Raw genomic sequence first — 9,084 nt, 5'->3', positions numbered from 1 at the left:
AACAATTTCCAGTTGCTTTGCTTTGAAGCAACTATATTAGAATAACATTTCAAGTTGTTAATGTCAACAACTTCTTTTTTGTTATCTTTCGTCTTGCTGACGACTTTTCATATATTACAGGAGATTAATAGATTGGTCAATACCTTTTCTAAAGTTTTTTTAAGATAGGGGACAAAAGTTTTTCTTTCCATTTAATTGTAGAAAAATGCCTTAAGGACTAATAAGGGTAGGAATTTAATTTAAAATCCTTTGTAACCCTTGTAACCAAACTGTAAAGTTCTTCGTAAACCCCTTGAGTTGAAAGGTTTTTGGGCATACAACAAAGTGTACTGGGATATTTACCCACGAGGACTAGACTCTATGATATGTTAAACTCGGTTGCAAGAAGAACTATAAAACTTCAGGAGGTCAACGATGAAAAAACGTTTAGTTACTACTACATTAGCATTCACCCTTGGTTTAGGTGCTTTCGGAGCGGCTCCTATCGCTATTAATCCAACAAAGGTCTCAGCAGCAACAGTAAATTCCCAAAACAACCAACTAGCTGTCGAAGCAAAGGCAGATCAATTAATTCAAACCGGTAAGAGTTTAATAGGAAAGGCTACTTACAGTACGTCAGAGTATAAATCAACTTACCCTTACAAATTTTCATGTGCAACGTTCATTGATTATATTTTTAAACAGAATGGGGTAGATCTTGCAACCTATAATGAAAATTATATGGTACAACAAGGAACTTACGTTTCGAGAGATCAATTACAAAAAGGGGATTTAGTTTTCTTTAAAAGTAAAAAAACAGGCACAGATCCCGATCATGTCGGAATGTATATTGGCGACAATAAAGTGATTCATATGGCTGACTCAAAACAAAATATTGTGATTGCTGATATGAATAGTAAGCCATATTATACAGATGCTTACTTTTCTGCCCGCAGAGTATTACCAAGCTTACTCCCTTCAAACCCAGCAACAAAAGGTGAAACAATCGTTGAACAATCCTTTAATTTAATGAAAAAAGTGACCATGGGCAGTGTGAATGATGAAAAAGCAATGAAGTTTACAGGCACTGGCTTTGTAAACTATGTTTATAAAACAAATGGCGTTAATTTAGGAACAACTAATATAAAAGAACAAATGAAACTCGGCACAACTGTTTCACGCGGAAACTTAAAGAAAGGTGATTTAATCTTTTTTAATAGTACTATCGGTTCAAGCACACCGTCTACACTAGCCATTTACGCAGGTGATCACAGAATTATTATTCCCAATTCGAACGGTATCCTGACTAGAGTTCTGTTTGTTGATTATTATGATCAGCATTATATTACGGCAAAACGTGTTTTCACTGACAGTGTTGCACCAAAAGTGACACAACCCACAGCAAGTACCCTGCCTGCTGATAAAATTGTTGACTTTGCTTCTAGTCTTACCGGAAAAGCAAAGTTCGGATATTCTTATAATGAAAGTACTCTAACATTTACAAGTGCCGGCTTTACCTACTATGTCTATAAAAATCAAGGAATCGATTTAAAATATAAATTAGCAAGCCAACAAGCTCAAATGGGTAAAGCAGTCACAAAGGCCAATTTGCAAAAGGGCGACCTATTATTTTTCTCCACAAATAACGGTGGTTCCAATATTACACAAACTGGAATTTATCTTAGCAACAATCAGTATCTTTCGCTCACCACTTCTGGCAGTGTAGTGAAAGATAGCCTAGATTCAGTATTTGCAAAGAACAACTATGTTACAGCACGTCGTATCCTATAATGATGTAATGGAACAAGAAGTTAAAACAATCAGAAGCATCCTTTGCTAAGGCAATCGGATGCTTCTTTGTTAGGTCATTTTTAAACTGTTCGCAAAATCGATCATAGATCGGCTTGACATAGGTCCTTTAATAAGTAGAATTGCTTTATTATCAAGTATAGGCTCCAAAACTTCTTTAAGTCCTTTGACATCTTGAAACATATAAATATTAGCTTTGCTTCCGTCTTGTCTCGCTTGTCTTGCTATTTCTTCTGCCTTACTGCCGATTGTAATCAGCGTGTGAATGTTTCTCTTAGCAACCAAAGTGCCAATTTCACGATGATACTTCTTTTCAAAGTTCCCTAGTCTATTAATATCGCCTAGCACAAGAATGACATTTTTACCCTCGCCAAGAGAATCAAGCACCTTTAATGCCGCTTCCACTGAAGTGGGATTATTTGTCCATGTATCATCTATAATCGTACTACCGCCGAACCCATTTGCAAATTCCAGATGCCTCACCATATTTTTATAAGTAGAAAGACGAGATATTCCTTCCTCAATATCCATTCCCATCTCGTTCACAGCCGCTAGTGCAGCTAGTGCGTTAAATACTTGGTGCTCACCATAGCCTGGGATAAAAGCTTCGTACGTACGATTTGACACATGTAATAGAAATTCCATTCCATTATTGGCAAACTTCATGGCGGAAGCTCTGAAATCAGCTTTCATATCGGTTCCAAAATAAATAATCTTTCCTTTAAATGAATGCAGTGGCACTTTTTTAGTATTTTCATCATCCGCATTTAATATCAATGTACCGCCTTTTTTCACTCCATCCACTATTTCAGCCTTTGCTTTTATATATCCTTCAAGATTCCCGCAGCCATCTAAATGATGGACGCCAATCGTGGTAATAATTCCAATTGTCGGTTGATAAATCATACATTGATGCTTAATATTTCCGGAATTCCCCAGTCCATGTTCAAAAACAGCTGCATCTGTTTTTTCATCAATCCCCATCAGATAGGGTAATGATCTTCGTGGTTCATTCTTGCTGCTTTCAGAAGCCTGGACATTTTGATCCTTGCTTAAAATATGTTTAATCATATCTTTCGTTGTTGTTTTTCCACATGTTCCCGTTATCGTCACAACAGGGATTTGAAAAAGACCGCGATAATACTCGATAAATTTCCAGTAGGACTGTACAAGGCTGTCAACTTGGATAACGGTCGTATTCGGAAGAGCCATCTTCAGCTCCGAATCAGGCTTATCCGAAATAACGAGAGAAGGCCACTTTTTATTAATCGCATCCCAATTAATCGTATCGTCCCGGCTAACAAACAGAAGGCTATATCGCTTTGTATGTTCATGGCGATTATAATAAATGGCGTCCCTTACCTGCCAATTTTCAGATCCCTTAACTAATGTACCTTTCAGTAACTGTCGAATGTCTTTCACTAGTAAAGGTTGCAATCATGTTCCTCCTTTCCTTCTTAATATAGTATGAGAATTAAATGATGTTTGTCCGGGTATTGAAGAGGAATATGCTAATGCCTTATGAAACCGAACCATCTAAACGGTCAATTACGCCCTTTGTTTGGTCTCATAATTAAGAAAATGCTTTCTTTAAGAATCAGCCTCCTTTTGTAATTTTCGAATTTTCATAATTTGATTCCAAAGAACTTTATTTTCAATGCGGGCAAATCCGCTGATACCTGGAGTCGTATTCACTTCAAATATGATAGGTTTTTCATGACTATTTAGCCCAATATCAATCCCATATTCTCTACAAGGAAATTGAGATGCGATTACTATAGCAGTCGAAATAGAAATGTCCCTTAAAGAATCGATTACTTTATCTTTCTTAGTATCATCCATCTGCAAATACACAGATAACAATTCATCCATCGATATGATTTGAGCACCTCGATGGGTATTGGCAATACCATGATCTATTGTTTCTGCTAGTCCGATTTTCCCGAACATTCCACCGATGATCCATTTGCCGTTTAGATTCTGAACATGAGATCGAATGCTAAGCGGTTGTCCATTCAGAGACAAACTCTGGATCCCTTCCTGAATAATATAGTTACTATGTTGACCTAATGCCCGGAGAATTTGGTGAAAATCCTCAATCGCTGCAAAAGATTGTTTGATTGGTTCACCTCTAAGGGTAAAACCATTAAAAAAATAGCTTCCATCTTTTGTTTTGTATACTTTAAAAATTCCCCTTCCTTGTCCAGCAGTTGAGTGTTTAACATAAACATAGTCATAACGACTCATAAAATCTAATAGATTTCCAAGATCGTATATATTCGTTTCTGGAATATTTTTAGCAGTTAAAGGACTTTGCCGCAACAATACACTTTGCTTCAATTTCCCTAGTGATTGGCTCAAGAAATACACCTCATTGTCCATATTATTTTCTTTATGATATGCCTGTGATTCTAGCTTCGTGTGGGTAGAAGGGGAGGAAAAGAATTTAGGTTGAAGGGATCAAATGCCCATGGTAGCTTACGTTCTAATAATGTGATCGTAATACTAATACAATAAATAAAATGGTCAACCAGAAAAATCTGGTTGACCTTCATATTTTTAAAGATCAGGGAAAGACCTTTTAACAGCCAACAGTACCTTGAGGAGGAGTAGTAATTTGTTGTGTAGCAGTAATTTTTAACTGTTGGGTTTGTAATACTTTTACAGTAAGGTCTAGGACGATTTTCTCGGTTATTGTGCTAAACGTTCCCTCAGGGGTTGCTATTACTGGTGAAAAATCAACTTCAAAGAAATTGGCAGCTACTAACTCACCGAATGGCTGTTCATTATATTTGACCAGATTTTGAAAGAAAAATTTATCCAAGCGAGGGACTAGGCCGTTTTGCTCGTTTAGGAACGAAGCCTTACTTTCTTCAGAAACACCTATTATTGGTGGGGTTAGAAAGGTTGTTAGGTCAGCAAAACCAGAAAACGGGACATCGGCAATTCGATCTTGAAGTGCTCCATTACACTCAGCTGTAGCATATTGAATATTTTTGCGAATGTGACCTGCTACAAATAACTTAGCTCTTGTGATGTTAAAAAAGTCAGTGGTACCAATTCGCGCGAATGAGACAGGCACAAGTTTAACTTGATTTAAAAATACGTTTTTTACTACTCTTTTAATCTCAGTTGCTGCTGGGTTAAGAGTAATAGTTGATTCTAAAACGATTTGCAGCGTTGGCTCCGCTAGTACAACCGGAACTTTGATGGTTGGTGTAGCTGGTTGAGAAATAATTGTGGTAGGTTCGACAGTTAATGGTAATTGTTCCGTCGATGTTACTGGACAAGGCAGTTGATCGGCCATGTTAAAATCATCTCCTCATTATTTTTGTGGTCTTTCAATTCGTACATTAATACAATATGCAGCATGAATTAGGTAGTTTGGGTTAGCGCCTTATGGACAGGTATCATTATTAAATTAATTATTCTTACATGTAAATAAATCAGTTATCCTCCAAATCTTAATTAAAACCATATAAAAAAAGATCAACCGATTATCTGGCTGACCTTTCATACGAAAACGCACTTATTTCCAACCTTATTAAAAAATCCTCTTAACCAATAGTACCAAAAGCAGGAACAGAAATAACTTGAGAAGCAGTAATAGCTAATTGTTGGGTTTGTAATACTTTTACAGTAAGGTCTAGAACAATTTTTTCAGTGATTGTGTCAAACGTTCCCTCAGTGAATGGGATAACCGGTGAAAAATCAAGTTCAAACATATTGGCTGTAACTAACTCACCGAATGGTTGTTCATTATATTTAACTAGATTTTGGAAAAAGAACTTATCTAAGCGAGGAACCAGTCCATTTTCTTCATTAAGGAAAGCAGCTTTGCTCTCTGCAGAGATACCTAGAATTGGTTGCGTTAAAAATGTTGTAATGTCAGCAAAACCAGAAAAAGGGACATTCGCAATTCTATCTTGAAGCGCTCCATTACATTCATCGGAAGCATATTCAATATTTTTACGAATATGTCCTGCTACAAATAATTTAGCTCTTGTGACATTGAAAAAGTCAGTGCCAGTAATAGGAGTAAATTCGACGGGTACAAGTTTCACTTGGTCTAAAAAGACATTTTTTATTACTCTTTTAATCTCAGTTGCTGCCGGGGCAAGTGGAATAGTTGCTTCGACAACGATCTGCAGCGTTGGCTCTGCAAGTACAACCGGGACTTTAATGGTTGGTCTAACCGCTTGAGTAATTTGAATGTTAGGTTCAATGGTTAATGGTACTTGTTCCGTCGATGTTACTGGACAAGGCTGATCGGCCATAAAAAAAATCATCTCCAAATTATTTTTTGAGTTTTTCAAACACTACATTAATACTATATGTAGCATGAATTAGAGGGCTTGGGTTGGTATCATAGGTGCTTGTTTTATTTTTAAAACAAAGCAAGAATGATTTTCTGAAAGTAAATTAGTTCAGTTTTCTTCTGAAGTTTTATTTAATTCCTTATAAAAAATGGCCAACCGGAAAATATCTGGCTGACCAAGGCGCTTGCGCTTTCTTATTAAGTTCCAACAGTACCTTGCGGAGGCGTAGTAATTTGTTGCGTAGCAGTAAATTTTAACTGTTGGGTTTGTAATACTTTTACAGTAAGGTCTAGAACAATTTTTTCTGTTAGTGTGGTAAACGCTTCCTCAGGCTTTGCTGTAACTGGTGAAAAATCAAGCTCATAGAAATTGGCAGCGACTAGCTCACCGAATGGTTGTTCATTATATTTGACAAGGTTTTGGAAGAAAAATTTATCCAAGCGAGGGACTAGGCCATTTTCTTCATTTAAGAACGCGGCTTTACTTTCTTCAGAAACACCTATTATTGGCGGGGTGAGAAATGTTGTAATGTCTGCAAAACCTGAAAACGGAACATCCGCAATTCTATCTCGCAGCTTTCTATTACATCCTCTTGTGGCATATTCAATATTTTTACGAATATGTCCTGCTACAAATAACTTTGCTCTTGTGACGTTAAAAAAGTCAGTGGTACCAATTCGTACAAATGAGACAGGCACAAGTTTAACTTGTTCTAAAAAAACATTTTTCCCCACTCTTTTAATCTCAGTTGCTGCTGGGTTAAGTGTAATAGTTGATTCTACAACGATTTGCAGCGTTGGCTCAGCTAGTACAACTGGAACTTTAATAGTTGATGTAGTTGCTTGGGAAATTATTGTGGTGGGTTCAACGGTTAATGGTATTTGTTCCGTCGAAGGTACAGGACAAGGCTGATCGGCCATGTAAAAATCATCCCCTCATTATTTTTTGTTCTTTCAATGCCTACATTAATACAATATGCAACATGAATTAGGGAGTTTGGGTAAGTGCCTTATGGACAGGTATCATTATTAAATTAATTATTCTTATGTAAATAAACCAGTTATCCTCCAAATCTCAATAAAAGCCATATAAAAAAGATCAACCAGAAATTTCCGGCTGACCTTTCATACGATAACGCGTTTATTTCCAACCTTAATATTAAATCTTCTTAACCAACAGTACCAGGAGGAGGAACAGCAATAACTCGTGTAGCAGCAATAAGCAATTGTTGTGTTTGTAATACTTTTACAGTAAGGTCGAGAACAATTTTTTCAGTGATTGTGTCAAACGTTCCTTCAGGGGTTGGGATCGTTGATGAAAAATCAAGTTCAAACATATTGGCAGTTACTAACTCACCGAATGGTTGTTCGTTATATTTGACTAGATTTTGGAAGAAAAACTTATCCAAGCGTGGAACTAGTCCATTTGTTTCATTAAGGAAAGCAGCTTTGCTTTCTGCAGAAATCCCAATAACTGGTGGAGTAATAAATGTTGTTAGATCAGCAAAACCTGAAAACGGGACATTGGCAATTCTATCTTCAAGAGGTGCATTACAAGCAGCTGTAGCATATTCAATATCTTTACGAATATGTCCCGCTACAAATAATTTAGCTCTTGTAACAGTGAAAAAGTCAGTGCCAGTAATAGGAGTAAATGCGACAGGTACAAGCTTTACTTGGTCTAAAAAGACATTTTTTGTTACTCTTTTTATCTCAGTTGCTGCCGGGGCAAGTGGAATAGTTGCTTCTACTACGATCTGCAGCGTTGGCTCTGCAAGTACAACCGGAACTTTAATAGTTGGTGTAACCGTAGTTTCTTCCAATGCGGTAGGTAAAATGGTTAATGGTACTTGTTCCACCGAAGTGACTGGACAAGGCTGATCAGCCATAAAAAATCATCTCCTAATTATTTTTTTGAGTTTTTTAAACTCTACATTAATACTATATGTAGCGTGAAGTAGAGAGCTTGGGTTAGTGTCGTAGGTGCTTGTCTTATTTTTTAGAAATAGTAAATTTTTTTAAAAATAATCCCAGTTAATTCTAAATAGAAAACGGCCAACCAGTAAATTTCTGGCTGACCTTATTGTACAAAGTTAAGTTATCTTCTAGATCGTAGTACCCACACTTTTAATTTGAACTCGTTGAACTTGATGTAGCTGAACGATTAAATTTAATACAATTTTTTGATGTAAATGATAAAAATTTGTTATTGGCTCTTTTTGTATGGACTCTCCTGCAGTATACTCAATATGTTGCTGGACATATCCTTCGATAAATAAATTTCCTTTTAGTGCTTTACATGCCCCGTTACTTAATGCCTGGTTTATTTGAGTGGGTTCGAATTTGTAGTCTGTCAGTACGACCTCTTTTGAGATTTCTTTAATCCTCATAATCTCTTCTTCGAATACTACATTTTCTTCCAAAAGAATTTCAATCTCGTATTCTCCTATTTCGACTGGAACTCTAATATTTATGAAATGAAGAGAAGAATCTGATGTATGATCTGACTTTTCTGGAATCGTAGCTGACGAGTCATGTAGGAGATTCGCAACTGCTTTATTTTGTATAATATTATTTTTAGTATCATAAAGCTGATCAGTGGCTGTTGTTAAAAATATACTTTCATGAATTTTAGAACAAACTAAACGGCAATGAGGCTGTTCAGGATAATGGGTTGTCGTATTGAATAGTATTGTATTTAGTTCAGGGACTTGTTTATTGTTTAGATCAAGAAATCCAGATGTGTTTTGAACTGAACCGCCAATAATAGGAGGATGAAGAAAATCGTTAATTTCCACAGAAGTAGAGAATGGGGTTTTTGTAGTCATAGAACAAATATTTCCACACTTATATAACCCATTTGAATAATCGGTGGGATTGGTTTCATAATCATCCTCTGTGTAATGAATATCATTTATCTCAACCTCAAAGTTGGATTCAGAATTATCTGCCGGTTCAAAAGCTGAATCGCTTTGAGG

8 protein-coding genes are annotated in these 9,084 nt (G+C 36.4%); 1 reads left to right on the top strand and 7 read right to left on the bottom strand.

Annotated features, from left to right (window positions below):
* The first annotated feature begins 414 nt into the window (after positions 1–414).
* Positions 415–1,770, top strand: a complete 1,356-nt coding sequence (locus BANVL01_RS15825) for a C40 family peptidase (protein ID WP_066092018.1) — start codon at positions 415–417, stop codon at positions 1,768–1,770.
* A 69-nt stretch (positions 1,771–1,839) separates the two neighbouring features.
* Here BANVL01_RS15825 and BANVL01_RS15820 read toward each other — a convergent pair whose 3' ends face one another.
* From BANVL01_RS15820 to BANVL01_RS27830, 7 genes are all read right to left on the bottom strand, one after another.
* Positions 1,840–3,225: a Mur ligase family protein gene (locus tag BANVL01_RS15820; RefSeq protein ID WP_066092021.1), complete on the bottom strand. Its 1,386-nt coding sequence runs from the start codon at positions 3,223–3,225 to the stop codon at positions 1,840–1,842.
* Between the two features lie 153 nt (positions 3,226–3,378).
* Positions 3,379–4,149: a YheC/YheD family protein gene (locus BANVL01_RS15815; RefSeq protein WP_066092024.1), complete on the bottom strand. Its 771-nt coding sequence runs from the start codon at positions 4,147–4,149 to the stop codon at positions 3,379–3,381.
* Positions 4,150–4,369: 220 nt separating this feature from the next.
* A complete protein-coding gene (locus BANVL01_RS15810; RefSeq protein ID WP_066092027.1) occupies positions 4,370–5,095 on the bottom strand; it encodes a CsxC family protein in 726 nt (241 codons plus the stop codon).
* 250 nt (positions 5,096–5,345) lie between these two features.
* Positions 5,346–6,065, bottom strand: coding sequence for a CsxC family protein (locus BANVL01_RS15805; RefSeq protein ID WP_066092030.1), 720 nt, complete (start codon positions 6,063–6,065; stop codon positions 5,346–5,348).
* A 239-nt stretch (positions 6,066–6,304) separates the two neighbouring features.
* A complete protein-coding gene (locus tag BANVL01_RS15800; protein ID WP_066092033.1) occupies positions 6,305–7,027 on the bottom strand; it encodes a CsxC family protein in 723 nt (240 codons plus the stop codon).
* 248 nt (positions 7,028–7,275) lie between these two features.
* Positions 7,276–7,995, bottom strand: a complete 720-nt coding sequence (locus BANVL01_RS15795) for a CsxC family protein (protein WP_066092035.1) — start codon at positions 7,993–7,995, stop codon at positions 7,276–7,278.
* 216 nt (positions 7,996–8,211) lie between these two features.
* The coding region (locus tag BANVL01_RS27830; RefSeq protein ID WP_369689611.1) for a BC_2427 family protein at positions 8,212–9,084 on the bottom strand (873 nt) is incomplete at its 5' end.

Origin of the sequence: Neobacillus novalis NBRC 102450 (genome assembly GCF_001591805.1) — a bacterium.
In the GTDB taxonomy this organism is placed as follows: Bacteria; Bacillota; Bacilli; order Bacillales; family Cytobacillaceae; genus Neobacillus; species Neobacillus novalis.
Note: the sequence above shows the minus strand (reverse complement) of the source record. Positions and strands in the feature narration are given on the sequence as shown.